This window comes from Rhodococcus sp. BP-160 (assembly GCF_019836205.1).
In the GTDB taxonomy this organism is placed as follows: Bacteria; Actinomycetota; Actinomycetes; order Mycobacteriales; family Mycobacteriaceae; genus Rhodococcoides.
On sequence record NZ_JABUEK010000004.1, the window covers coordinates 107204 to 129284 of the forward strand.

A 22081-nucleotide genomic window follows, 5' to 3' on the forward strand; every position below is an offset into this window, starting at 1 on the left:
GATGACCACGACCACCGATCAGCACGGCGCCGACGACGCCCTCCACGCCGCCGAGAACGACGGCTATCACAAAGGCCTGAAAACGCGGCAGGTCCAGATGATCGCCATCGGCGGCGCCATCGGAACCGGCCTCTTCATGGGTGCAGGTGGGCGTCTGGCGCAGGCCGGCCCGGCACTCGTCATCGCGTACGCGGTATGCGGGTTCTTCGCTTTCCTCATCCTTCGGGCGCTCGGCGAACTGGTGCTGCATCGGCCCACGTCCGGGTCCTTCGTGTCCTACGCTCGCGAGTTCTTCGGGGAGAAGGCCGCCTTCGTCTCCGGGTGGCTGTACTGGCTCAACTGGTCGATGACCGCCGTCGTCGACGTGACCGCCGTGGCGCTCTACATGAACTTCTTCGGCCGCTACTGGGACCCGATCGCGTCGGTACCGCAGTGGGTCTTCGCCCTCGCTGCACTGCTGCTGGTTCTGTCGCTGAACCTGGTGTCGGTCAAGGTCTTCGGCGAGCTGGAGTTCTGGTTCGCCCTGATCAAGGTGCTCGCCCTGGTGGCGTTCCTGTGCATCGGCCTCTACCTCCTCGTCAGGGGGACACCGAACCAGGAGCAGGGCCTGTCGATGATCGCCGACAACGGCGGGCTGATCCCCAACGGTCTGCTGCCCGCCGTCGTCATCATCCAGGGCGTCGTGTTCGCCTACGCCTCCATCGAGCTGGTCGGTACCGCCGCGGGCGAGACGCCGAACCCCGAGAAGGTCATCCCGAAGGCGATCAACACCGTCATCATCCGCATCGCGGTCTTCTACGTCGGGTCCGTGCTGCTGCTGTCGCTCCTGCTGCCCTACTCCGCCTACCGCGCGGGTGAGAGCCCGTTCGTCACGTTCTTCGGCTCGATCGGAGTCGAGGGCGCGGACACCGCCATGAACCTCATCGTCCTGACGGCGGCGCTGTCCTCGCTCAATGCCGGGCTCTACTCGACCGGTCGCATCCTCCGATCGATGGCCGCGGCGGGCAGCGCGCCGCGCTTCGCGATGAAGATGAGCAAGGCCGGCGTGCCCTACGGCGGGATCCTGCTCACGGCAGCGGTTACCCTGCTCGGAGTGGTGCTGAACGCGGTGGTGCCCGAGCAGGCGTTCGAGATCGTGCTCAATCTCGCCGCGCTCGGCATCGTCAGCGCCTGGGCCATGATCGTGTTGTGCCAGCTCAAGCTCTGGCACCTGTCGAAGGAGGGCGTGGTGACGCGGCCGTCCTTCCGGTTGTTCGGCGCCCCGTACACCGGCATCGCCACCCTCGTCTTCCTGGTGGTCGTCCTGGTCCTGATGGGCTTCGACTACCCGATCGGCACCTGGACGCTCGCCTCCCTCCTGGTCATCGTTCCCGCGCTGGTCATCGGCTGGCGCGCAGCGCGCCCGGGCATCGAGCGGCTCGCCCGCGAGCGCGCCCGTGCGGGAGGGGGAACGGTCGCCCGATGAGTTCACCCGCACTGCCGACGGTCGTCGTCCTGACCACCGGCGGAACCATCGCCAGCCGCGTCGGCCCCGACGGTGTCAGCACCACGGGCCGTCACGCCCACGACGTCCTGGTGGATGCCGGACTCCGCGTGGGAGTCCGGGTCCGAGTCACCGACGTCCTGTGCGTCGACAGTGCCGCGATGTCGCTCCTCGACATGGACACCGTCCGCGGCGCCGTCACCGAGGCGCTGCGTGACGACGCGGTGAGCGGTGTCGTCGTCCTGCACGGCACCGACTCCCTCGAGGAGACGGCGATGCTGATCGATCTCTCCCACACCGACGTTCGCCCCGTCGTGATCACCGGCGCCCAACGCACCGCGGACCACGTCGAGAGCGACGGCCCGCACAACGTCGAGTCGGCGCTCCGCGTGGCCGCCGATCCCGAGCGACGGGGCCACGGTGTACTCGTCGCCTTGGGCCCGCGCGTTCTCCGGGCCCGCGGGGTACGGAAATCGCACACGACCGCGCTCGATGCCTACTCCGGAACGCCGGCGGTGGACCCGGTTCCGCGGGAGACGCTGCCGGACAGTTCGATCGACGGGATCCGGGTCGACGTGGTCGCGCTCTACCCGGGTGTCGACGGACTCGTCATCGACGCCCTGCGGTCCGCCCGCACCGACGGGATCGTGCTGCAGGCGATGGGCGCGGGCAATGCGAATGCCGCCGTCGTCGACGCTGTGCGCCGGTGTACCGATGCCGGTGTCCCGGTGATGTTGTCGACGCGGGTGCCGTCCGGCGGTGTCGTCACCACCTACGGCGGCGGCGGAGGGGGCGCCGACCTGGTACGTGCCGGTGCGGTGTCCGCGGGCGACCTCAGTCCCGCCCAGGCGCGAATCCTGCTGTGCGCGTTGCTGAGCAACCGCCTGCCGGTCACAGCGGATCTGGCCTCGATCAGTACTGCTCGGTGACCATCACCGCAGTCGTCCCGTTCTCGAGTGCCTCGAACACGTGGGGCACGTCGCCGGGGTACGACAGGTAGTCCCCCGGCCCCAGCTCCTCGGTCGCGTCCACCGGCCCGCACACCGCCCGGCCGGACGACACCACCACGTGTTCGATCACCCCGTGCATGTGCGGATCGGACAGCCGGGGCGTCCCCACCTCGGCGGCGAGCAGGTACAGGTCGCGGCGGGCGGTCGGTGGGCAGGACGACAGCAGTGTCGCGGTGTAGTCCGACGACTCCGCGGCGATCGACGGACCCTCACCGCGTCGTACCAGGCGGACCTCCTGCCGCGGCGGTTCCACCAGGCGCGCGAAGGGCACGTTCAGCGTCACGCTCAGAGCCCACAGCGTCTCGACGCTGGGATTGCCCGTTCCCGACTCGAGCTGGGAGAGGGTCGACTTCGCGATACCCGCGCGCCGGGCCACCTCGGCGAGAGACAGGCCCGTACGTCGACGCTCCCGGACGAGCGACGCGGCGATCGCGGCGATGGGTGCGCTGTCGGACATGACTGCATGATGCCACAGTGTTCGTCTCACACTCCCCTCGTTCGCCTTGACGAACGGCACCGCGACCGTTCACCATGAGCACCATGCGTTCGATATGGCGAACACCCCTGTGGCTCACGCTCCGGGACGACCCCGACGTGGCGGTGCGGGACATTGCCGTGGTGTGCCTGGCCGACACCCTGGTCGGTGCCTCGCTCGGTGCGATCGCCGTCGCCTCCGATCTGCCGTGGTGGCTCCCCTGCCTCCTGTCGATCGCGGTCTTCGCGGGCGCCTCGCAGTTCGTCTTCGTCGGAGTACTCACCGGCGGCGGCAGCGTTGTGGCCGCGGTGTCCAGCGCGCTCCTCATCAACGGCAGACTGCTTCCGCTCAGCTTCTCGGTGGCACCGCTGCTCGGTGACCGACCCGCCGCACGACTGCTCGGGGCCCATCTGGTCACCGACGAGTCGGTCGCCTTCTCGATGGCCTCGACCACCAGGCGGGGCAGGACCCTCTCGTTCTGGTTCTGCGGCGCGTTCCTCTTCCTCGCGTGGAATCTGGGCGTGCTGGCCGGTGTGGGCCTCGGCGCCGGCGTGGAGAGCGCGGAGTCGCTCGGACTCGACGCCGCCTTTCCTGCCGTCCTGCTCGCACTCGTGATGCCCTCCCTGCGCGATCGCGTGACACGCATCGCCGCGGGTGTCGGCGCCGTGGTCGCCGTCGCCGCTGGGGTCGTGGTGCCCGCCGGCGTCTCCGTGGTGCTCGCCCTGATCGCCGTCATGCCGTTCGTGCTCCGACACGGGCGTAGGAACGACGCCTCGTGAGCACCGGGGCCATTCTCGCGGGTGTCGCCGCACTCGCCGTCGGCACGTTCGCGTTCCGCCTGATCGGGATCGCGCTGCGCGGGCGCCGGGAGCTGTCCGCGCCGGCCGAGAAGTCGATGACCACGGCGGTCGCCGTCGTGTTCGTCGCCCTCGTCGCGACCTCGACGTTTCCCCGTGACGCGGGCCTCGCACTCCCCGCCGGGGTCCTCGTCGCCGCTGTTCTCGCCTGGCGCAGAGCGCCTTTCGTGCTCGTGGTCGTCGCCGCAGCGGCAGTCACCGCGGGCCTGCGCTGGCTCGGCGTCAGCTGACCCGGGCACGGGCGTAGCATCGTCCGAGTGCCCTTGCTCCTGACCTCGCGTCGCTACGTCGACCTTCGCCTGCAGGCCAGCGCCATCTGTCGATAGACCGTGTTCCTCCCCGGTCCACTCGTCCACCGCGCACCCTTTTTCTCGGCCGTTGTTCTCGGCCGCCCCAGCATTCTCGGAAGGCACCACCATGTCCGCGCCCAGCGCTGCCCCCACCCGTCGACTGCCGCACTGGCTCACGTCGTTCGGGCCCCAGATCGTCGCCGGGTTGATCCTCGGCGTCATCGTCGGACTGATCGCCCGATCCATGCCCGACGCCGCCGACGGCAACCCCAACTGGCTCGTCGAGACGGTGTCGACCATCGGATCGAGCTACGTCAAACTGCTCACCGTCGCCGTGGTGCCCCTCGTGTTCACGGCCATCGTCAGTTCCATCGCCAACCTGCGCGCCGTCACCAACGCGGCACGCCTGGCAGGCCAGACCCTGCTGTGGTTCGCCATCACCGCATTCATCGCCGTGATCGTCGGCATCATCATCGGGCTTGTTGCGCAACCGGGTTCGCGCACCGGCGTCTCGCCAGATCTCGGGAAGGAACCGTCGAGCACAGGGTCGTGGTGGTCCTTCCTCACCGGCCTGGTTCCCAACAACTTCCTGGCGCTCGGCGCCCGCACCAGCGAGACCGAGGGTGCGCTGAGCACCACACTGAACTTCAACATCCTGCAGCTGCTCGTCGTCGCGCGGCGATCGGTATCGCCGCGCTGAAGGTGGGCAAAGCGGCCGAGCCGTTTCTGACGTTCAACGCCTCTCTGCTCGCGATCGTGCAGAAGGTGCTGTGGTGGATCATCCGGTTGGCCCCCATCGGTACGGCGGCGCTCATCGCCAACGCCGTCGCCACGTACGGATGGGACGCGATCGGCTCGCTGGGTGTCTTCACGGTCTCGGTGTACGTCGGACTCGCCATCGTGTTCTTCGTCGTCTACCCGATCATCGTTCGGGCGCACGGTCTCTCGATCCGCAACTTCTACTCGGGCGTGTGGCCCGCGACGCAGCTCGGGTTCGTCTCCCGCTCGTCCATCGGCACCCTGCCGCTGACTCAGCGCGTCACCGAGCGCAATCTCGGTGTGCCCCGCGAGTACGCGTCGTTCGCGGTTCCGCTCGGCGCCACCACCAAGATGGACGGGTGCGCGGCCATCTACCCGGCCATCGCCGCGATCTTCGTCGCCCAGTTCTACGGCGTCGATCTCACGATCACCGACTATCTGCTCATCGTGGTCGTCTCCGTGATCGGTTCCGCGGCGACGGCGGGCACCACCGGTGCCACGGTCATGCTGACCCTGACGCTGTCCACGCTCGGCCTGCCGCTCGCCGGTGTCGGTCTGCTGCTCGCGGTCGAGCCGATCGTCGACATGGGTCGCACCGCCGTCAACGTCACCGGCCAGGCGCTGATCCCGGCCATCGTCGCCAAGCGCGAAGGCATCCTGGACCAGGAGCGGTTCGACGCCCCGCGCAACGGCGACCCGTTCGTCGACGACGTGGAGCTCGCGCGCTAACTCACGAACAGCGGCCCGCGCACGAAACCCACGATCAACACCAGTAGTCCGCCGATCTCGGTGGCCGCGAGCGCATACATGAACGCATGCGTTCCCGGCACCGGGCGGACGAACTGGTTGTCGGTGTCGCGCAGGAATCCGTGCACCACGTAGCTGACGATCGCGGCGACGAAGAAGAAGACGACAGCCCCCGACGCCACCAGATTCACCCACGTCGGCCACGCGCCGAAGTGCACCAGAGGCACCAGGACCAGAGTCGCGAACGAGTACATCAGCGCCGCCCGGTGAGCGATGTCCACGTACGGGTGCGCCTGCCCGTTCTCGGACGTCGCCATCTGGCGAAACTTCCAGACGCCGAGGATCAACGCGGCCAACAGGATCAGTGCGGACGCCAGGATCAGGAGCGTCGCGTCCCAGTCGACCACGCGTGCGGGAAGGCCGGAGGCCGGTCGGGTCGGGCCGCTTCGGAGCGTCACGCGAGCATTGGACCATGGTGGGGCAGAATCTCCACCATGCGCCCCACGTCGTCCCCACCCTCACCGTCAGGGCTGCACAGCTCCGTCGAGGAGTACCGCGCGCGGTGGGATCACTTCGCCGCGGCCACGGCAGCGCTGTCGGCCGCCGTCGAGACGTTCGTCTCCGAGGCGGACATCGACATCGACGCCGTCGAGGCACGTACCAAGTCCGTGGAGTCCGCTGCCGGCAAGTTCGCCCGCCTCCGTGAGGACGGGTCGCTCGAGTTCACCGATCCGCTCGCCGAGGTCACCGATCTCGTCGGGATCCGTGTCATCACGTATCTGACGTCGGACATCGACCGCGTCGCGGACGCCATCTCGAAGCACTTCGTGCTGCTCAAGACCATCGACAAGTCGTCCCTCGCCCAGGAGTCCGGCGTGTTCGGCTATGCCGGACGGCACCTCATCCTCAGTGCGGACGGCGACCGCGTCCCGGCGGGATGCGAGCAGTTCACCGGCCTCGGCTTCGAGGTGCAGATCCGCACCGTGCTGCAGCACGCCTGGGCGGAGATCGAGCACGACATCCGGTTCAAGAACTCCCGCACGCAGGGTTCGCCGACCATCGACCGAGCGTTCACGCTCGCGGCGGGGCTGATCGAACTTGCGGACGCCCAGTTCGAACTCGCCGATCGGCACCACAAGGAGAAGATCACGGAACTGCGCGCGGCCGATGCCGCACGCGGGATGGATCTCCAGCTCACCGCCGATCAGCTGCGCACCATCGTCACCGACCTCCTTCCCGACTACACCCCCAGTCGGAGCGGTCACTACGAGTGGCTGCTGACTCTCGTCAACGCGAACGGGATCACGACGGGCGCGGAACTCGAGGAGGCCCTCGACCCCGCACGAGTCGAGTACGTGACGGCGGCCATGGACTACCAGTACCGCCCCGGTCAGGTGCGGATGGTGGACGACCTCCTGCTGGACCGCTTCGGCGAGGCCCACATCGCGCGCACCTCCTCGCTCACCACCGAGCGTGACCGTCCGGGCAAGCTGCGCTACCGACTGAGCAAGTTGCAGGGCCAGTCCGGCTGACGGGTGTCCGCTCGGTCTGGTATCCCTACGGCGTGACGACGCCACCGAACGACGCTCTGTCCACCATCACCGTGCGCGGCGCGCGGGAGAACAATCTGCGTGACATCGACATCGATCTCCCCAAACGGTCGCTGATCGTGTTCGCCGGGGTCTCGGGGTCCGGGAAGAGCTCGCTCGTGTTCGACACGATCGCCGCGGAGGCGCAGCGGCAGATCAACTCCACGTTCAGCGCGTTCGCCCAGACCTTCCTGCCGTCCTACGGTCGGCCGGACGCCGATCTCATCGCCAACCTGTCGGCCGTCGTCATCGTCGACCAGAAGCGCCTCTTCGGCAGCCCTCGCTCCACCGTCGGCACCATCACCGACATCGGCGACTGGCTCCGCATGCTGTGGTCGCGCGGAGTCACCCCGCCCATCGGCTATGCCAACGCGTTCTCGTTCAACGATCCTGCCGGCATGTGTCCCGAGTGCGAGGGGTTGGGCGAGGCGAAGGTCATCGACATCGACGAGTTGGTGGATCAGTCGAAGTCGTTGCGTGAGGGCCCCGTGAAGCACCCGGACTTCCTGCCCGGCAAGTGGCCCTACCGGCTGTACGCGGACTCGGGACTGTTCGATCTCGACGTTCCCCTCGAGCAGTACTCCCCGCGCGAGAGGCACCTGTTCTTCGACGCGTCGCCCGGCGAGGTCGAGATGGTCAACCCGGACGCCGTGTTCAAGACGTACGAGGGGCTGCTCTCCCGGTTCCGTCGAAGCTATCTCTCCAAGGATGCCGACGCGTTGAAGGGCAAGTCGAAGGAGGCGTACGACCGTATCGTCACGCGGGGAGTGTGCCCGTCCTGCAGGGGAACTCGCCTCAACGAGACGGTGCACGCCGCGACGCTCGAGGGACTCTCGATCCCCGACGCGTTCGCGATGCAGGTCTCCGACCTCGCCGACGTGATGGACACGTGGGCGCTCGGCGACCTGGACGGCCCACGCCGCGAGGTGGTGACACAGCTCCGTCGACTGGTCGATCTCGGACTCGGGTACCTGAGCCTCGATCGTGCGACGTCCTCGCTGTCGGGCGGCGAGTCCCAGCGCATCAAGATGGTGCGCCACCTCGGCGCCACGCTCAACGACATGCTGTACGTCTTCGACGAGCCCACAACCGGGCTGCACCCGCGCGACGTGCACCGGCTGAACGACATGCTGATCGCGTTGCGCGACAAGGGGAACACCGTGCTCGTCGTCGAACACGACGCGGAGGTGATGGCCATCGCCGACCGCATCGTCGAGATCGGCCCTGGCGCCGGAAAGCACGGCGGCACGGTGGTCTTCGAGGGCACCTGGCCCGAATTGCGGCAGTCCGAGACGCGTACCGGGACGGCGCTGCGTCGAGACGGTCGATCGCGGCGCACCCCGCGCACTCCGAACGGGTGGATGCGCATCGAGAACGCCGACAGCCACAATCTGAAGAACGTGTCGGTGGACATCCCGCTCGGCGTTCTCGTGGCGGTCACCGGTGTCGCGGGCTCGGGCAAGTCGAGTCTGATCCACGGCCACCTCCGCGACGTCCGGCCCGACGCGGTGGTCATCGACCAGGCACCCATCCGCGGTTCGCGCCGCTCCTCCCCCGCCACCTACACCGGACTGCTCGATCCGATCCGTGCACACTTCGCCAAGCGAACGGGACAACCCGCAGCGCTGTTCTCGCCGAACTCTGACGGAGCCTGCCCCGACTGTCAGGGCACCGGCATGATCTTCACCGACCTCGGCTTCACCGACCCGGTGTCGAGTACGTGCGAGACCTGCCAGGGTCGACGCTTCCGATCCGGCGCGATCAAGCACACCGTCGACGGCGTCTCGATCGCCGACGTCTTCGACATGTCCGTCGACGAGGCCCGCGAGTTCTTCACCGTGAAGAAGGTGCGCGACGTACTCCGGCGGTGCAGTGATGTCGGTCTCGGTTATCTGTCCCTGGGCCAGAACCTGACGTCCCTGTCCGGCGGCGAGCGTCAGCGCCTCAAGCTGGCGACGGAACTGGTGGGCAACTCCCCGGTCCTGGTGCTCGACGAGCCCACCACCGGACTGCACTCGTCCGACGTGGACAACCTGGTCGGACTGCTGTCCGGCATGGTCGACGAGGGCCGATCGGTCATCGTGATCGAGCACAACATGGACGTCGTCGCGGCCGCCGACTGGGTCGTCGACCTCGGTCCCGACGGGGGTCACGACGGCGGCGAGGTGGTGTTCACGGGCACCGTCGACGAGCTCGTTCTGGCCCGGACGCACACCGGCACGCACCTCGCGCGGGCTCTCGCGGAGTAAACCCCCGGTAAAGTGCGGGCATGAGCGACATCGTCACCGCTGCCGCCAGTACGGAACTGGGTGGAATCGCAGGCTGGGCCGTCAGCCTGATGGAGAGCATCGGCGGGCCGGGCGCCGGCATCGCCGTGGCCGCCGAGAACTTCTTCCCACCGCTGCCCAGCGAGATCATCCTCCCGCTGGCCGGGTTCACCGCGTCGCAGGGTGGCTTCTCCCTCGCGAGCGCACTGTTCTGGACCACGCTCGGATCGGTGCTGGGCGCTCTCGGCCTCTACTGGCTGGGCAAGAAGCTGGGCCGCGACCGGATGTACGCCGCCGTGGACAGGATGCCGTTCGTCAGCACGGACGATCTGACCAAGGCCGACGAATGGTTCGTGCGCCACGGCCGCTCCGCCGTGTTCTTCGGTCGGATGATTCCGCTCGTGCGATCCGGCATCTCGGTGCCCGCAGGCGTGTCCGGGATGCCGGTCCTGCAGTTCCTGCTCTACACGACGCTCGGCAGCCTCCTGTGGAACACGATCTTCGTGCTCGCGGGCTACTTCCTCGGGGAGAACTGGCACTACGTCGAGGATTACGCCTCGGTGTTCCAGTACGTCGTCATCGGGCTCATCGCGGTGGCGGTGGTGGTGCTGGTGACCAAGCGCGTCCGGCGGCGCCGACGGTCGGACGCCTGACCGCACCCTGCACCACCCTCCGCGAGTACGCCGATACTGCCGTGGTGGGAGCCAGGATCACGACAGTTCGGACGTACTCGCGAGGGTGTGACTGCCCTACTGCGCGAGCGTCGCCGCAGCCTGGGCCCACAGAAAATACTTGTTGGTGCCGAGATCGCGCACCGTGGTGATGTTGAAGGCGGCCTTCAACTTCTCCGCGTCGCCGTCGCTGACGCCCTTCAGAGCCGCGACCGGCGCGTCGGCCAGTTCCTCGATGGACTTGTCCGCGTATGCCTTGTCGAACTTGTCGGCGATGCCTGCCATGACGTCCTCCTGTCGACCGATGCGCGCTCTGCGCACCCCGGTCGACAGTACGTTTCTCGACGGCTCGTGACCTCAGAGTGCGCTGAAAACACCGGCCGCACCATCATTTACGACGAATCGGACGTTCCGCGGAATCAGCGAGACCCGGTAGCGTCTGCGTCATGACCCTCCACACGGCGGTGTTGCCGGGCGAACGTCGTCGAGCCACCGTGTTCCTTCACGGTCTCGGGTCGGCGGGTGTCGCTGCCTTCGGGACCGTGGCCGCGGGACTGGACGACCGCCTGCGGTTGCTCCCGGATCTGCTCGGTTTCGGCGACAGCGCCGACGTGGCGACCGACGGCTACACCCTGGACGATCACGCGCTCGCCGTCGCCCGGATGCTGGATCAGCACGGACTCGTCGGCCTCGACGTCGTCGGACACAGTATGGGTGGATCCATCGCCATCGTCCTGTCGCGGGCACGACCCGACCTCGTACGACGACTGACCGTGCTCGAGCCGAACCTTCTCCCCTTCGACGGCGACGCGAGTGTCGAGATCGCGGGACAGTCGGAAGAGGACTTCGCGACACAGGGGGTGACGTCACTCATCGGTCGGGCCGACGCCGAGTGGGCCGAGACGCTGCGGCGGGCCGATCCGGTCGCACTTCACCGCAGCGCTGTCGGCCTCTGCGTGGGGCCACCGGACACCACCGTTCTCGACATCCTGCTGGCGTCCCACCTGCCGCGAACACTGGTGTACGGATCGAGGACAGGAGAACCCGCCCAGTCCTGCCGGCTTCGTCGGGCCGGTGTCGAGGTCGTCGAGATACCGAACGCCGGGCACATGATGATGGCGGACGATCCCGCTGCTGTCATCGAGGTGCTCAGGTGATCTATGTGCCGGAGCGAGGTCAGGCGAAGGCCGCGCGCACGGATTCCAGGTCGGCAGCGACGGCGGCGCAGTCCCGCTCGAACTCCTCGTCGGTCATCCCCAGTTGCCGGACCGTGAACACCACCTCGGCGCCGTCCGGGTGAGCGAGCACGCGCAGCGGGTTGTTGACGACGGTGCCGTCGGGCAGCGTCACGTCGTGGTCCAGCACCCCGAAGTCGTTACGCGGGACGAACCGCACCCGGACGGTACCCATCGGTGACTCGGCCAGCAGGTCGTCACCGTCGCGAGTGAAGCCCGATGCGAGCCCGGCAGCCCAGGCGGTCAGGTTGTCCACATCGGCCAGGTAGTCGTACACCGCCTCGGGCGGCGCCGCGATCACTGCACTCACGTGTCGACTGATCATCGTGCGAGCGTAGCCACGCCACCGGCTGTCCGCGAGTACGTCCAGAGTGTCGTGATCAGCGGCGATGCGACGACACTATCGACGTACTCGCGGCGGTGGGAAGGCCATGGCCGCTGGGAAAGCCCGGAGTGGTTCGTCAGGCCAGGTCGGCGCGCGTCCAGGTGTTCACGAAGCCCACACCGCTGCGCACGAACAGCTGCGTCACGGGGCAGCGACGCTCGACCTCCGAGACGAAGTGATCGAACGCGTCACCCGTCGCATCGGTCTCCACGGTCGCCTCGACGGTGACGGTGTCGAAGTTGGCGTTGCCTTCGGCGCCCGTCACCAGGACGGTGGTGTCCAGATCACCCTGCACGCGGAAGCTGAACGTCCCCAGCGTGATGCCCAGATCCTTGGCGACGAGAGTGGCCGTGACCTGGTTGCACGAGGTCAGCGCACCGAGTGCGTAGAACAGCGGGCTCGGTGCCTCGTCCTTGCCGCCGAAAGCCGGGTAGGCGTCGGCGTCGAACTCGTGCCCTGCCGTGCCCTCGACGACGAGGTGCTGGGCGACGCCGGTACCGGACGCCTCCACGACGAAGGGAACGACGGAGGTGCGAATGGTGGAAGTCATGCACCCCACGGTCGAGCACTGTCCACCCTCGGGCCAGGGTTGCGATCACGCAGATTCTCGGGCCGTCCGTCCGCGACCCCCACGCCGAGGCGTCCAGGTGACGCGACAGGTGTGCGACATTTCGGCGTTGCGCGTGCTTGCACCGGACCGGGCAGACTGGGATGACCACAACCCCACCTGAACAGGAGCCACACCGTGCCCTCAGTCGACCGGGACGTCGCCATCGTCGGAGCCGGGCCCTCGGGTCTCGCCGCCGCCACCGCGCTGCGGAAGGTCGGCCTCACCGTGGCCGTCCTGGAGGCACGCGACCGGGTGGGTGGCCGGACCTGGACCAAGGAGATCGACGGCGCCGTGCTCGAGCTCGGCGGCCAGTGGGTCTCGCCCGACCAGACGGCCTTGATGGACCTGCTCGGCGAGTTGGGGCTCGAGACGTTCGACCGGTACCGCGAGGGCGAGTCCGTCTACGTCGACACCGCGGGTGTCGCCACGCGCTACACCGGCGAGGACTTCCCCGTCGCGGAGTCGACCGTGAAGGAGATCGACCGTCTCATCGCGATGCTCGACACTCTGGCCGCGGAGATCGGGCCCGAGGAACCATGGGCCCATCCGCAGGCACGCGAGCTCGACACGGTGTCCTTCGAGGGATGGCTCGCGCAGCAGTCCGACGACGCCGAAGCCACCGCGAACATCGGCATGTTCATCGCGGGCGGGATGCTCACCAAGCCCGCCCATGCATTCTCTGCGCTGCAGGCCGTGCTCATGGCCGCGTCGGCAGGCTCGTTCTCGAACCTCGTCGACGACAGCTTCATTCTCGACAAGCGCGTCGTGCAGGGCATGCAGCAGGTGTCGGTCGCCATGGCCGAGCGCCTCGGTGACGACGTGCACCTGAACGCGCCGGTGCGGACGATCCGCTGGACCGACGACGGCGTCACCGTTCTCGCGGACGGGGAGCTCGAGGTGACGGCGTGCCGGGTGATCGTCGCCGTGCCGCCGAATCTGTACACGCGGATCTCGTACGACCCGCCCCTCCCTCGCCGTCAGCACCAGATGCATCAGCACCAGTCCCTCGGTCTCGTCATCAAGGTGCATGCGGTGTACGACAGTCCGTTCTGGCGGGAGGAAGGGTTGTCGGGCACAGGTTTCGGCGCCACCCAGATCGCCCAGGAGGTGTACGACAACACCAACCACGAGGACTCCCGTGGCACCCTCGTTGCCTTCGTCTCCGACGAGAAGGCGGACGCGATGTTCGAACTCGGCGCCGCGGAGCGCAAGCGCACGATCCTCGAGTCGATCGCCACGTATCTCGGACCGAAGGCGCTCGATCCGGTCGTCTACTACGAGTCCGACTGGGGCACCGAGGAATGGACGCGCGGCGCGTACGCGGCCAGCTTCGATCTCGGCGGTCTGCACCGCTACGGACGCGACGTCCGCACCCCGGTCGGCCCGATCCACTTCTCCTGCTCCGACATCGCGGCCGAGGGGTATCAGCACGTCGACGGAGCCGTGCGCATGGGCCACCGCACCGCCGAGGTGATCGTGAGCGCGCTTCGAGGCTGACCGTCAGGTCCCGCGTGCGATGAGGGCGAGCAGCAGCTCGGCGCGCACGCGGGCATCGTCGAGGGAGCACGGCACCGTCGCCTCGATGCGCGAGACCCTGCTGCGCAACGTGTGTCGATGCACCCCGAGGGCCGAGGCCGCCGACTCCCAGTGGCCGTTCGCCTCGAGGAACGCACGCAGGGACGCCACCAGGTCGGTCCCGTTGGCGGCGTCGTACTTCTCGAGGGGCGCGATGGTCGCGTCACCGACGGTAGCGAGGGCCTGACGCGTCGAGGCGTGCGCCAGCAGGACGCCGCCCACCAACGAGCCGAACTCCACGGGATCGGCGCCCGCCGCGGCGGACGACGCCGCCAGCCGACTCTCCTCCACCGCCTGCGCGAGCTGCGGAACAGGATGCGGCGCACTGATTCCCACCCGGAGCCGCCGACGTTCCGAGATCTCCAGACCGGCGATCGTCGATGCCGCGCACGTCGAATCGTCCGTTCCGCGCACCACCAGGGTCACCCGCGACGACCATCGTCGAGCGAACAGCTGACGGCCCGCCGCTGCGCTGTGGGTCGCCATCGCGGCCTCGACACGCTGGGCTCGGGAGGGCGTGTCGGCATCGACGGTCACGGCGCGCACGGTGCCGTCGGCCCCCGCGGCCAGGTCGATCTGCGCCCACACGGGTGCCAGGCCGTCGAGATCGGACAGCACGAGGCTCAGTGCCACGGAGTTGAGCTTGTCCTGCGCCGACTGTACCCGCGCCGGCTTCTCGAAGTCGAGCGCCAGGAGTGACGCCGCGTGACCCACGAGAATGTGGTCGACGTTCCCCAGCATCGGCCCCACCACCGCCACGTGGCCGTGCGTCGCCGAGCCGATGGCGATGCGCTGCACACTGATCGAGATGCCCGCCGGGGTCACCGAGACCCGGCTGGACACGGTTCCGCGTTCGGCTGCGAGGGTGCGGATCTCGTCCAGCACACCGGAACCGCCACCGCGCGGATGCTGTTCGAGCACCCGTCCGGTGTCGTCGAGGAGCACCACCGCGGACGACGTGGCCGTCGCCAGCTCCCGGACGATCGCGGCGGCGCCCCCGGCGACCACGGCGCGGGTCATCCGCGGCTGCGCACGGGACGCACGCACGACGGCGTCGTACTGCTGCTCCGCCAACCGATTCATCACGAGAGTCACCACCGCCGCGAACGGCGTGGGCAGGGGGACCTCGAGGACGGGCAGACCCAGCCGATCAGCGGCCTCGACGAGGTCGGACGGCACCTCAGCGAAGGAGAGGCCCGTGCCGAACCCCACCGCCGCCACACCGGCGTCGTGCAGTCCCTCGAGGTACGCCACCCGCTCCGGTGTCGTCACCGGCAGCCTCAACCCCGTGGTGAGCAGCAGTTCTCCGCCGGAGAGCCACCGGAACGGTTCCGACAGTTCCGTGGTGTGCACGAACGACACCTCGCGGTCCAGCCCGCCCGCGCCGGCTCGCAGTTCGAGGGCGAGCGCCTTCTGCGCCAGAACCCAGCGCACCGACACCGTCACGACGTACCCCTCTCCGGTCGGGAAGCTCCCGACGCAAGAGAACACCCCCGCTACCGCACTGGACAAGTCGGAGTGCCCCACCCCCGGACGATCATCGTTTTGTCCGCTGCCGTTTCGCAGCGTCAGGCGCACACTGATCGAACCACCCAGCCGCCCCGACGGAGAGGTACCTCGTGTCGCACGACGTGCTCCGCAACTACATCGACGGCGAGTTCGTCGCCAGTTCGTCCACCCTGACTCTCGACCTGATCAGTCCGGTCACCGAGGAGATCGTGGGCGTCTCCCCCATCTCCACCGAGGCCGACGTGAACGACGCCGTGGCCGCCGCGGCGCGCGCCTTCGCCAGTTGGGGCAAGACGACTCCGAAGACCCGGCAGACCGCCCTGCTGAAGCTCGCCGACGCCCTCGAGGCCCACTCGGACGAGCTCGTCGAGGCGCAGAGCCGCAACACCGGCCAGCTGAAGCAGGTCATCGCCGACGAGGAGGTGACCGTCGGGGCCGACCAGCTGCGGTTCTTCGCGGGTGCAGCCCGCACGCTCGAGGGGAAGTCCGCCGGCGAGTACATGGAGGGTTTCACCTCCTACGTCCGCCGCGAGCCCATCGGTGTCGTCGGCCAGGTGACGCCCTGGAACTACCCACTCATGATGGCCATCTGGAAGATCGGGCCGGCGCTCGCAGCCGGCAACACGATCGTCCTCAAGCCGAGCGACACCACGCCCGAGAGCACTCTGGTGCTCGCGAAGCTGTCCAAGGGAATCCTTCCCGACGGAGTGCTCAACGTGGTGCTCGGTGACGGCGGGACCGGCGCGACACTCGTCGGGCATCGGTCGCTGGGCCTGGTGTCCATCACCGGGTCCGTTCGTGCGGGCATCGAGGTCGCCGTCGCCGCCGCCCGCCAGCTCAAGCGCGCCCATCTCGAGCTCGGCGGCAAGGCTCCGGCCATCGTCTTCGGCGACGTCGACATCGCCTCGGCCGCGAGCGGTATCGCCGAGGCGGCCTTCTTCAACGCCGGTCAGGACTGCACCGCGGCGACCCGCGTGCTGGTACACGAGTCGATCCACGATCAACTCGTCGACGCGCTCGTGGCCAAGGCCCGCGAGCTGACACCGGGCAGCCCGGACGACGCGGACGCGTTCTACGGACCGCTCAACAACAGTCGTCACTACGCGACCGTCACCGACAAGCTCGCGAACCTCCCGGCCTCCGCGACGATCGTCACCGGTGGCAACCGAGTGGGAGACAAGGGCTTCTACCTCGAGCCCACCGTGATCACCGGAGTCGACCAGCGGGACGACATCGTCCAGGAGGAGACGTTCGGACCGGTGCTGACGGTGCAACCGTTCGCCGACGAGGCCGAGGCGATCGAGAAGGCCAACGACGTTCGGTTCGGGCTGGCCTCGAGCATCTGGACCAAGGACCACGGCGTCACCCAGCGCGTCAGTGCGGCGCTGGACTTCGGCGCCGTCTGGATCAACTGCCACATCCCACTCGTCGCCGAGATGCCGCACGGCGGCTTCAAGTACTCCGGCTACGGCAAGGACCTCTCGGCCTACGGCGTCGAGGACTACACCCGCCTCAAGCATGTCATGAGCTCCCACGACTGACATTCCCTGCTCTGCGAAGGACTTCACCATGGACATCAGCTACCGCCTTCCTCAGAAGCGCGCTCTCCTCACCGAACTTCCCGGACCGCGTTCACAGGAACTGACGGCCCGACGACGCGCCACCGTCGCCGCCGGCGTCGGTTCCAGCGTTCCCGTCTACGCGGCCGATGCCGATGGCGGCGTGATCGTCGACGTCGACGGCAACTCGATGATCGACCTCGGCGCCGGCATCGCCGTCACGAGTGTCGGCGCCTCCGATCCCGCTGTCGCGGAGGCCGTCCGGGAGCAGGTCGGCCACTTCACGCACACCTGTTTCATGGTGACGCCGTACGAGGGCTACATCGCCGTCGCGGAGAAGCTCGCCGAGCTGACCCCGGGTGACCACGAGAAGCGCAGCGTCCTGTTCAACTCGGGCGCAGAAGCTGTCGAGAACGCGATCAAGGTCGCGCGACTGGCGACCGGCCGCGACGCCGTCGTGGCCTTCGACCACGCGTACCACGGCCGGACGAACCTCACGATGGCACTGACGGCGAAGACCATGCCGTACAAGACGAACTTCGGGCCCTTCGCACCGGAGATCTACCGGATGCCGATGTCGTACCCCTACCGCGACCAGCCGGGGCTGACCGGTGAGCAGGCCGCGCTGGCGTCGATCGACCGCATGGAGAAGCAGATCGGCGCCGACGCGGTGGCCGCCGTCATCATCGAGCCCATTCAGGGCGAGGGCGGGTTCATCGTTCCCGCACCCGGATTCCTGCCGACTCTGCAAGCCTGGGCGCGAGAGAACGGCGTCGTGTTCATCGCCGACGAGGTGCAGACCGGGTTCTGTCGAACCGGATCGTGGTTCGCCAGCGACGACGAGGGCATCGTCCCCGACATCATCACGATGGCGAAGGGCATGGCCGGCGGAATGCCGTTGTCGGCCATCACCGGTCGCGCAGATCTCCTCGACCTCGTCCATGCGGGCGGGCTCGGCGGAACGTACGGCGGCAACCCGGTGGCCTGCGCGGCCGCCCTCGCCGCCATCGAGACCATGAAGTCGCTCGACCTGTCGGCGCGCGCTCGGCACATCGAATCGGTCGCGATGCCGCGCCTGCGTGCCCTCGCGGAACAGACCTCCGTGATCGGCGACGTGCGTGGGCGCGGCGCCATGCTGGCCATCGAGCTGGTCGTTCCGGGGACCGACACACCGGATCCCGCCATCACCAAAGCCATTGCGGCGCACGCACTGGCGGAGGGTGTCGTACTCCTGACATGCGGCACGTACGGCAACGTCATCCGGTTGCTGCCTCCCCTCGTGATCAGCGACGAGCTTCTCGACGACGCGATGACGGTGCTGGAGAACACGGTTCGAACGCTGGCGGCACAGTGACCGACTCTGCTTCCCTGCTCGCCTCCGTCCCCACCGGTCTGTGGATCGACGGCGCGTTCGTCGACGCCGCGGACGGCGGCACGTTCGCGGTGCACGATCCCGCCACCGGTGACGTGCTGGCCCGCGTCGCCGATGCCGGTGAGAAGGACGCACTGCGGGCGCTCGACAGCGCCGTCGCCGTGCAGGACGAGTGGGCGGCGACCGCACCTCGGACACGGTCGACGATCCTGCGCGCAGCGTGGGAAGCGGTGATCGAGCGCACGGAGGATCTCGCGCTCCTCATGACTCTCGAGATGGGCAAGGCCCTCCCGGAGAGCCGCGGCGAGGTGACGTACGGCGCCGAGTTCCTCCGCTGGTTCAGCGAGGAGGCGGTGCGCATTCAGGGCCGCTACACGCAATCTCCGTCCGGCGCGGGCCGCATCCTCGTCACGAAGGTTCCGGTGGGTCCCGTTCTCGCGGTGACTCCGTGGAACTTCCCGCTGGCCATGGGAACCCGCAAGATCGGCCCCGCCCTGGCGGCCGGGTGCACGGTATTGGTGAAGCCGGCCGAGGACACGCCGCTGACGATGCTGCTGCTCGCCGAGATCATGGCGGGCGCCGGGTTGCCGGCCGGGGTCCTGTCGGTACTTCCCGCGTCGAACGCTCCCGCGGTCACCGAGCCCCTGCTCGCCGACGAGCGACTCCGCAAGGTCACCTTCACCGGTTCCACGCGGGTGGGCAAGATCCTCATCGAGCAGTCGGCGCGCAACGTTCTGCGTACGTCGATGGAACTCGGTGGTAACGCACCGTTCGTAGTCTTCGACGATGCCGACATCGATGCCGCCGTCGACGGCGCCATGGCGGCGAAGATGCGCAACGGCGGAGAGGCCTGCACGGCTGCCAACCGCCTCATCGTCGCCGAGAGCGTCCGCGAGGAGTTCACGGAGAAGCTCACCGCACGGGTCGCGGCGCTCACCGTCGGGCCCGGCTCGAGCGACGGGACGAACGTGGGGCCGCTGGTGAACGAGAAGCAGCGCACCAACGTCCGATCCCTCGTCGACGATGCGGTCGCCGCCGGTGCCCGCGTGCGCACGGGTGGTCACGTCATCGACGGCCCGGGGTGGTTCTTCGAACCCACCGTGCTCGACGAGGTTCCGCCGTCCGCACGCATCGTGCGCGAGGAGATCTTCGGACCCGTCGCGGCCATCACGAGTTTCGTGGACGAGCAGGACGCCGTCGATGCCGCCAACGACACCGAGTTCGGACTCGCCGCATACATCTACACCCGCGATCTCGATCGGGCACTGCGTGTCTCGGACAGGATCGCGAGCGGCATGGTCGGTGTGAACCGGGGCGTCGTGTCCGATGTCGCAGCCCCGTTCGGCGGAGTCAAGCAGTCCGGTCTCGGCAGTGAGGGTGGCACCGAGGGCATCGACGAGTACCTCGACACGAAGTACGTGGCTTTCCAGTAGTTCCGGTTCCACCGATAGATCCCACAGCAGCCGGCACCTGTCGTACCCCTCCCCTAGCGTGACGCCACCGACAACGGGGGGACGGACATGGGTGGACATCGCCGGGGGCAGCGCAGACGCAGCGAGCAGAGGACGGTGCGCGAGGTCGCCGCACTCGTCGCGGAGCCGGGGTCGCAGTACGGCAGCCGCTGGAACGCGGAGCCGTACAGGTTCTGCGACTGCGACGACGAGGAGTGCGTCGGCGGCGCCGTCTACTGCGAGAACAGGGTCTACGCGCACGAGGAGCTGGGCCGCGTTCTCGGCCGACCGGACCGGCAGCGCGGCGCCTCGTAGGGTGGCAGGCATGACCACGCGCCCCGCCCCTGCGACCGTGCCTCGTATCGTCGGGCGGCTCGTCCTCGGCGCGTTCCTGGTGTTCGCCGGACTGAGCCACCTGTTCTGGGCCCGGCAGGAGTTCGCCGCGCAGGTACCGACGTGGATGCCGCTCGACACGGATCTCGTGGTGGTCGCATCGGGTGTCGTCGAGGTGGTGCTGGGCCTGGCTCTCGTCGCCCTGACGCGGTACCGGGTGGCGGTGGGGTGGGTCACGGCGCTGTTCTTCGTCGCCGTGTTCCCGGGCAATATCTCTCAGTTCGTCACGCACACAGACGCTTTCGGGCTGGACACCGATCGGGCACGAGGTATCCGGCTGCTGTTCCAGCCATTGCTGGTGATCTGGGCTCTGTGGGCCACCGGCGCCTGGTCGGCGTGGCGAGCACGTCGGCGATGACCGGTCAGCCGACGGCCCGCGTCGTCATGCGGTGCACCTCGGCCGAGTAGGCCACCAGGGTCACGAGATTCACGGACACGGGCGCCGACGTCACCGCGCGCACCTGTTCGGCGACCGCGAGCTCCACCGGCCATCCGTACGCACCGCCCGAGATGAGCGGGAACGCGATCGAGGATGCTCCGAGCGAGTGAGCCAGGAGAAGGGAGCGCTCGTACGCTGCGCGCAGGATCGGCGAGCGGTCCTCGCGCGCCGAGTACCGCGGCCCCACGGTGTGGACGACCCACCTCGCCGGCAGGCGGCCTGCGGGCGTCGCGACGGCGGCACCCGTGTCGAGTCCGTTCGGAAGGGTCGTCGCCCGCAGAATCTTGCAGGCGTCGAGGATCTCTCGTCCGCCTGCGCGGTGGATGGCGCCGTCCACCCCGCCTCCACCGAGGAGGGTCGAGTTGGCGGCATTGACGATCACGTCCGCCCGCACGGTGGTGATGTCTCCGGTGACCACATCGATGACACTCATGCTGCTGCTCCTTCTGCGAGGCGACGTCCCAGATCCGCGAGGTCCGCGGTTCGTCGTCCGGGGTACCCGTGCAGGATCGTGGTCCACGCCTCGGGGATCACCGAGGCGCCCCAGCGTGCGCCGAGGAGCCCACCGGCTATGGCTGCGGTGGTGTCGGTGTCGCCGCCCGCGCGGACACACGCCTCCAGCGCCGCTGTCAGCTGGTCCCCGTTCTCCTCGGTGGTCGTGATGGCCGACCAGGCCGTCTGGAGCGCGTGCACCACCCACCCGTTCCTGTCGAAGTCCGACGGGCGCCCCTTCTCCGCGGCGTCGAGCAACGGCGCCCAGGTGTCGCGCACCGACGGCTCCGCCGCGTCGAGGTACAGCGAGATGCCGTCGTAGTTGCCGTGCAGAACGGCGTGCCGGATGCCGGCACTCCAGATCTGGCATGCCTCCCCCGCCTGCGGATCACTGTGCGTCAGAGCGCTGATCTGCGCAGCGGCCACCGAGAGCTGAACCGGGTCGTCGAGATACGCCAGCGCCACCGGGGCAGTTCTCATCAGCGAACCGTTGCCGCCTGTCCTGCCGGACAGTCCTGCGGCGACGGCGGTCATCTCGGCAGCCGACCTGCTGCGCCGGGACAACACCGTGCGCGTCTGGATTCCGACGTCCGCCGGGTTCGTGTCGATCCAGGCCACGAAGTTCGCCGCGACGCCGTCGAGTCCCCGGCCCTCCACCAGCGCCTCGGCGATGCAGAGGGCCATCGACGTGTCGTCCGTCCACTCGCCGGGCGCCCAGTCGAAGGTGCCGCCGCCGATCATGTCGATCACCGTCTCGGGCGTCGGGTAGCCGAACTCGTATCCGGCACCCAGTGCGTCACCGGCTGCGGTGCCGAGCACGACGCCCTCGGCGCGGCTCTTCTGTTCGTCGGTCAGCTTCATGTCGTCCCCTTTGCTCGTTTGTGCGCTAACCATAACGCACCACTGCGCTAAG

At 68.5% G+C, this 22081-nt stretch carries 22 protein-coding genes and 1 pseudogene; 15 read left to right on the plus strand and 8 right to left on the minus strand.

What is annotated here, in order from left to right; genetic code table 11:
* Position 1 precedes the first annotated feature (1 nt).
* The gene (locus HQ306_RS16750) at positions 2 to 1465 is read left to right on the plus strand and encodes an amino acid permease (RefSeq protein WP_222632769.1); all 1464 of its coding nucleotides are present in this window, start codon (positions 2 to 4) and stop codon (positions 1463 to 1465) included.
* Positions 1462 to 2412: an asparaginase gene (locus HQ306_RS16755; RefSeq protein ID WP_222632770.1), complete on the plus strand. Its 951-nt coding sequence runs from the start codon at positions 1462 to 1464 to the stop codon at positions 2410 to 2412. The genes HQ306_RS16750 and HQ306_RS16755 overlap by 4 nt, the downstream gene beginning before the upstream one ends.
* Here HQ306_RS16755 and HQ306_RS16760 read toward each other — a convergent pair.
* Entirely contained in the window at positions 2396 to 2950 is a 555-nt protein-coding gene (locus HQ306_RS16760; RefSeq protein ID WP_056448549.1) for a helix-turn-helix domain-containing protein, read from the minus strand. The two genes, HQ306_RS16755 and HQ306_RS16760, sit on opposite strands and share 17 nt — an antisense overlap.
* A 74-nt stretch (positions 2951 to 3024) precedes the next feature.
* Between HQ306_RS16760 and HQ306_RS16765 the strand changes: the two genes are divergently transcribed.
* From HQ306_RS16765 to HQ306_RS16775, 3 genes and pseudogenes are all read left to right on the plus strand, one after another.
* Positions 3025 to 3747, plus strand: a complete 723-nt coding sequence (locus tag HQ306_RS16765) for an AzlC family ABC transporter permease (protein WP_261770161.1) — start codon at positions 3025 to 3027, stop codon at positions 3745 to 3747.
* Positions 3744 to 4055, plus strand: coding sequence for an AzlD domain-containing protein (locus HQ306_RS16770; protein WP_222632771.1), 312 nt, complete (start codon positions 3744 to 3746; stop codon positions 4053 to 4055). Before HQ306_RS16765 ends, HQ306_RS16770 begins: the two co-directional genes overlap by 4 nt.
* Positions 4056 to 4242: 187 nt before the next feature.
* A pseudogene (locus HQ306_RS16775) lies at positions 4243 to 5603 on the plus strand (dicarboxylate/amino acid:cation symporter).
* Here the strand turns inward: HQ306_RS16775 and HQ306_RS16780 are convergent.
* Positions 5600 to 6028 (minus strand): hypothetical protein, encoded by a 429-nt coding sequence (locus HQ306_RS16780; RefSeq protein ID WP_222632980.1) that lies wholly within the window; start codon positions 6026 to 6028, stop codon positions 5600 to 5602. The pseudogene HQ306_RS16775 and the gene HQ306_RS16780 overlap by 4 nt on opposite strands.
* An 87-nt stretch (positions 6029 to 6115) precedes the next feature.
* Here HQ306_RS16780 and HQ306_RS16785 point away from each other — a divergent pair, with 87 nt between their 5' ends.
* Genes HQ306_RS16785 through HQ306_RS16795 form a run of 3 tightly spaced genes read left to right on the plus strand, consistent with a single transcriptional unit; the run spans position 6116 to position 10130 of the window.
* Positions 6116 to 7153, plus strand: coding sequence for a GTP pyrophosphokinase family protein (locus tag HQ306_RS16785; RefSeq protein WP_056448346.1), 1038 nt, complete (start codon positions 6116 to 6118; stop codon positions 7151 to 7153).
* A gap of 32 nt (positions 7154 to 7185) precedes the next feature.
* Positions 7186 to 9459, plus strand: a complete 2274-nt coding sequence (locus HQ306_RS16790; protein WP_222632772.1) for an excinuclease ABC subunit UvrA — start codon at positions 7186 to 7188, stop codon at positions 9457 to 9459.
* Between the two features lie 20 nt (positions 9460 to 9479).
* Positions 9480 to 10130, plus strand: coding sequence for a DedA family protein (locus tag HQ306_RS16795; RefSeq protein WP_056448340.1), 651 nt, complete (start codon positions 9480 to 9482; stop codon positions 10128 to 10130).
* Between the two features lie 96 nt (positions 10131 to 10226).
* On the opposite strand, the gene HQ306_RS16800 is transcribed toward HQ306_RS16795, so the two are convergent.
* On the minus strand, positions 10227 to 10433 hold the full coding sequence (locus HQ306_RS16800; RefSeq protein WP_204868713.1) for a hypothetical protein: 207 nt from the start codon (positions 10431 to 10433) through the stop codon (positions 10227 to 10229).
* Between the two features lie 161 nt (positions 10434 to 10594).
* Between HQ306_RS16800 and HQ306_RS16805 the strand changes: the two genes are divergently transcribed.
* Entirely contained in the window at positions 10595 to 11305 is a 711-nt protein-coding gene (locus HQ306_RS16805; RefSeq protein ID WP_222632773.1) for an alpha/beta fold hydrolase, read from the plus strand.
* A gap of 19 nt (positions 11306 to 11324) precedes the next feature.
* Here HQ306_RS16805 and HQ306_RS16810 read toward each other — a convergent pair whose 3' ends face one another.
* Together HQ306_RS16810 and HQ306_RS16815 are read right to left on the minus strand one after the other, a co-directional pair.
* Entirely contained in the window at positions 11325 to 11708 is a 384-nt protein-coding gene (locus HQ306_RS16810; RefSeq protein WP_222632774.1) for an SRPBCC family protein, read from the minus strand.
* Between the two features lie 136 nt (positions 11709 to 11844).
* The gene (locus HQ306_RS16815) at positions 11845 to 12318 is read right to left on the minus strand and encodes an OsmC family protein (RefSeq protein WP_222632775.1); all 474 of its coding nucleotides are present in this window, start codon (positions 12316 to 12318) and stop codon (positions 11845 to 11847) included.
* Positions 12319 to 12513: 195 nt separating this feature from the next.
* On the opposite strand from HQ306_RS16815, the gene HQ306_RS16820 reads away from it, so the two are divergent.
* The gene (locus HQ306_RS16820; RefSeq protein WP_222632776.1) at positions 12514 to 13875 is read left to right on the plus strand and encodes an NAD(P)/FAD-dependent oxidoreductase; all 1362 of its coding nucleotides are present in this window, start codon (positions 12514 to 12516) and stop codon (positions 13873 to 13875) included.
* A 3-nt stretch (positions 13876 to 13878) separates the two neighbouring features.
* Here the strand turns inward: HQ306_RS16820 and HQ306_RS16825 are convergent, their stop codons facing one another.
* Positions 13879 to 15399, minus strand: a complete 1521-nt coding sequence (locus HQ306_RS16825; RefSeq protein ID WP_222632777.1) for a PucR family transcriptional regulator — start codon at positions 15397 to 15399, stop codon at positions 13879 to 13881.
* A gap of 173 nt (positions 15400 to 15572) precedes the next feature.
* On the opposite strand from HQ306_RS16825, the gene HQ306_RS16830 reads away from it, so the two are divergent.
* The 5 genes from HQ306_RS16830 (at position 15573) to HQ306_RS16850 (ending at position 20595) form a co-directional block, all read left to right on the plus strand.
* Positions 15573 to 17003: a gamma-aminobutyraldehyde dehydrogenase gene (locus tag HQ306_RS16830; RefSeq protein ID WP_222632778.1), complete on the plus strand. Its 1431-nt coding sequence runs from the start codon at positions 15573 to 15575 to the stop codon at positions 17001 to 17003.
* 28 nt (positions 17004 to 17031) lie between these two features.
* A complete protein-coding gene (gabT, locus tag HQ306_RS16835) occupies positions 17032 to 18375 on the plus strand; it encodes a 4-aminobutyrate--2-oxoglutarate transaminase (protein ID WP_222632779.1) in 1344 nt (447 codons plus the stop codon).
* Complete coding sequence (locus HQ306_RS16840) at positions 18372 to 19826, plus strand: NAD-dependent succinate-semialdehyde dehydrogenase (protein WP_222632780.1); 1455 nt, start codon at positions 18372 to 18374, stop codon at positions 19824 to 19826. Before gabT ends, HQ306_RS16840 begins: the two co-directional genes overlap by 4 nt.
* 87 nt (positions 19827 to 19913) lie before the next feature.
* On the plus strand, positions 19914 to 20159 hold the full coding sequence (locus tag HQ306_RS16845; protein WP_027504915.1) for a hypothetical protein: 246 nt from the start codon (positions 19914 to 19916) through the stop codon (positions 20157 to 20159).
* Positions 20160 to 20169: 10 nt separating this feature from the next.
* The gene (locus tag HQ306_RS16850; protein WP_056448542.1) at positions 20170 to 20595 is read left to right on the plus strand and encodes a DoxX family membrane protein; all 426 of its coding nucleotides are present in this window, start codon (positions 20170 to 20172) and stop codon (positions 20593 to 20595) included.
* A 4-nt stretch (positions 20596 to 20599) separates the two neighbouring features.
* Here HQ306_RS16850 and HQ306_RS16855 read toward each other — a convergent pair whose 3' ends face one another.
* Both HQ306_RS16855 and HQ306_RS16860 read right to left on the minus strand, forming a co-directional pair.
* On the minus strand, positions 20600 to 21109 hold the full coding sequence (locus HQ306_RS16855) for an O-acetyl-ADP-ribose deacetylase (RefSeq protein WP_222632781.1): 510 nt from the start codon (positions 21107 to 21109) through the stop codon (positions 20600 to 20602).
* On the minus strand, positions 21106 to 22029 hold the full coding sequence (locus tag HQ306_RS16860; protein WP_222632782.1) for an ADP-ribosylglycohydrolase family protein: 924 nt from the start codon (positions 22027 to 22029) through the stop codon (positions 21106 to 21108). The genes HQ306_RS16855 and HQ306_RS16860 overlap by 4 nt, the downstream gene beginning before the upstream one ends.
* Between the last annotated feature and the right edge of the window lie 52 nt (positions 22030 to 22081).

Excerpts from the sequence above, each read along its gene's own strand:
- HQ306_RS16785 (WP_056448346.1), top strand. The coding sequence starts at position 6,116 with ATGCGCCCCACGTCGTCCCCACCCTCACCGTCAGGGCTGCACAGCTCC.
- HQ306_RS16860 (WP_222632782.1), bottom strand. The coding sequence starts at position 22,029 with ATGAAGCTGACCGACGAACAGAAGAGCCGCGCCGAGGGCGTCGTGCTC.
- HQ306_RS16805 (WP_222632773.1), top strand. The coding sequence starts at position 10,595 with ATGACCCTCCACACGGCGGTGTTGCCGGGCGAACGTCGTCGAGCCACC.
- gabT (WP_222632779.1), top strand. The coding sequence starts at position 17,032 with ATGGACATCAGCTACCGCCTTCCTCAGAAGCGCGCTCTCCTCACCGAA.
- HQ306_RS16855 (WP_222632781.1), bottom strand. The coding sequence starts at position 21,109 with ATGAGTGTCATCGATGTGGTCACCGGAGACATCACCACCGTGCGGGCG.
- HQ306_RS16765 (WP_261770161.1), top strand. The coding sequence starts at position 3,025 with ATGAGCACCATGCGTTCGATATGGCGAACACCCCTGTGGCTCACGCTC.
- HQ306_RS16750 (WP_222632769.1), top strand. The coding sequence starts at position 2 with ATGACCACGACCACCGATCAGCACGGCGCCGACGACGCCCTCCACGCC.
- HQ306_RS16795 (WP_056448340.1), top strand. The coding sequence starts at position 9,480 with ATGAGCGACATCGTCACCGCTGCCGCCAGTACGGAACTGGGTGGAATC.
- HQ306_RS16800 (WP_204868713.1), bottom strand. The coding sequence starts at position 10,433 with ATGGCAGGCATCGCCGACAAGTTCGACAAGGCATACGCGGACAAGTCC.
- HQ306_RS16850 (WP_056448542.1), top strand. The coding sequence starts at position 20,170 with ATGACCACGCGCCCCGCCCCTGCGACCGTGCCTCGTATCGTCGGGCGG.
- HQ306_RS16845 (WP_027504915.1), top strand. The coding sequence starts at position 19,914 with ATGGGTGGACATCGCCGGGGGCAGCGCAGACGCAGCGAGCAGAGGACG.
- HQ306_RS16810 (WP_222632774.1), bottom strand. The coding sequence starts at position 11,708 with ATGATCAGTCGACACGTGAGTGCAGTGATCGCGGCGCCGCCCGAGGCG.
- HQ306_RS16755 (WP_222632770.1), top strand. The coding sequence starts at position 1,462 with ATGAGTTCACCCGCACTGCCGACGGTCGTCGTCCTGACCACCGGCGGA.
- HQ306_RS16760 (WP_056448549.1), bottom strand. The coding sequence starts at position 2,950 with ATGTCCGACAGCGCACCCATCGCCGCGATCGCCGCGTCGCTCGTCCGG.
- HQ306_RS16815 (WP_222632775.1), bottom strand. The coding sequence starts at position 12,318 with ATGACTTCCACCATTCGCACCTCCGTCGTTCCCTTCGTCGTGGAGGCG.